General features: G+C 60.0%; 3 protein-coding genes and 1 pseudogene. 3 read left to right on the top strand and 1 reads right to left on the bottom strand.

From position 1 onward, the window contains the following. Nucleotides 1–226 precede the first annotated feature (226 nt). A complete protein-coding gene (locus BMY22_RS23370; protein WP_090625719.1) occupies nucleotides 227–571 on the bottom strand; it encodes a type II toxin-antitoxin system ChpB family toxin in 345 nt (114 codons plus the stop codon). Here BMY22_RS23370 and BMY22_RS24195 point away from each other — a divergent pair. From BMY22_RS24195 to BMY22_RS23360, 3 genes and pseudogenes are all read left to right on the top strand, one after another. Beyond that, a complete protein-coding gene (locus BMY22_RS24195) occupies nucleotides 536–748 on the top strand; it encodes a hypothetical protein (RefSeq protein WP_143068633.1) in 213 nt (70 codons plus the stop codon). The genes BMY22_RS23370 and BMY22_RS24195 overlap by 36 nt on opposite strands. A 124-nt stretch (nucleotides 749–872) precedes the next feature. Further along, entirely contained in the window at nucleotides 873–1,106 is a 234-nt protein-coding gene (locus BMY22_RS23365; RefSeq protein WP_090625717.1) for a hypothetical protein, read from the top strand. Further along, nucleotides 1,103–1,461 (top strand): annotated as a pseudogene (locus tag BMY22_RS23360) (hypothetical protein); the annotation flags it as partial. The gene BMY22_RS23365 and the pseudogene BMY22_RS23360, both read left to right, overlap by 4 nt.

Here is a 1,461-nt window from a genome sequence, read left to right as displayed (position 1 = left end):
TTGCGCCCTTCGCTGCATGCCGCCGCGCGCCAGATGGACCACCTGCCCGTATCGCTGACGGCGCTGTACGACAAGGTCAGGCGTACCGAGCCTGGGGTTCATGGATCACATACACTTTATCGGGGCACGAGCCCCTGTTGATGGGCTCGATCTCGCGGGTGGCGACCCGACGAAGCTGCTCTATCAGAGCGGCAGACGGGTAGACAAGGTCATGGCCTTTTCCTCGTTAGTCAAATAGCGCCTGGACTCGGGCCTGCGCATCCTCAATAACCACTTCAGGCACCGACTCCACCCGCTTGGCCCCGCGAGCCTCAAGATCAACAGAACGAATCTGGTTGGTCAGGATAACTCCCTGTGTCTCTGTCCCTGCTCCGCTCAGCGTGACCGCGAACCCTGCATATCGCGAATGATCGCCGCCTTGTGTGATCGGAGCGATCACGGCCAAGCCGGTTGCGTTGTACGCCGCTGGCGTGAGGATCAAGGCCAGACGAAAATCGCCCTGTTGCTCACGCCCTGCGGTCAGGTATGGCTTGCTGTGATCGAGGCACTGCTGGCCCAGGATCATCTGCATCGTCGCCACATCGCCACATCGCCACATCGCCACAGCGCGGGCGCGGTGATGGTGATCCAGGTGCCGCGCGCCAGCTGCCAGCAGCGCCAGGTGTTAATCAACGTCAATCCGCTGAGCGGCAACTACAAGCGCAACATATTGCTTCACGGTCAAGGGCCGAAGGCTGCAGGAAGCTAAGGAAAGAAGTCAGCGACGCATCGTCCAGCAGGATTGGGGAGAAGCGCCGCCAGCCTCTGGGCCTGTCTTTTTTTGTTGCACGCGGCATTATGGTGAGCAATCGCCACCCCCTGAGGAGCAGACGATGAAAACACTCAATGAAAAGGCCATGCGTGCGCTTGAAAGCAGCATCCCCGAACTGGCCAGTGGCGCTGTCAGGCAGGCCTATATTCGCGCCTTGGCTGCGGGCAGCACTGTGGTTGAAGTCATCGATGGCCAACTGGTCGAGTCGCGTCCGGATGGCAGCCGCAAGGTGTTGAAAACACTGGCCCCGGCCATCCACGTCACGCCGGGTAGCAAACGCCGGGTGCGTGCATGAGCCTGACTCCGCGGCTGCGCATGTTTGCCGGACCGAATGGTTCCGGCAAGAGCACGATCAAGGAGGTCATACCGCCGCAACTGTTGGGTATTTACATCAACCCCGATGAGATAGAGAAGGGCCTGCGCCAATCGGGCTACCTGGATTTTTCGGATTTTGCCGTACAGGCTGCCGATTCCGAGGTCATGGCGCATTTGCGCAGCTCTAGGCTCCTGGCCAAGGCCGGGCTGCTGGGCGAAGTCGAAAAGCTGTCCTGCTGGGATGGGCGTCTCGACTTCAACGGCATCGCCGTCAACTCCTACTATGCCTCAGAGGCACCCCTTTCAAGGTCTTTACGTAAACTCCCTTCCCTAAA

It is taken from the genome of Azotobacter beijerinckii, assembly GCF_900110885.1.
In the GTDB taxonomy this organism is placed as follows: Bacteria; Pseudomonadota; Gammaproteobacteria; order Pseudomonadales; family Pseudomonadaceae; genus Azotobacter; species Azotobacter beijerinckii.
Note: the sequence above shows the minus strand (reverse complement) of the source record. Positions and strands in the feature narration are given on the sequence as shown.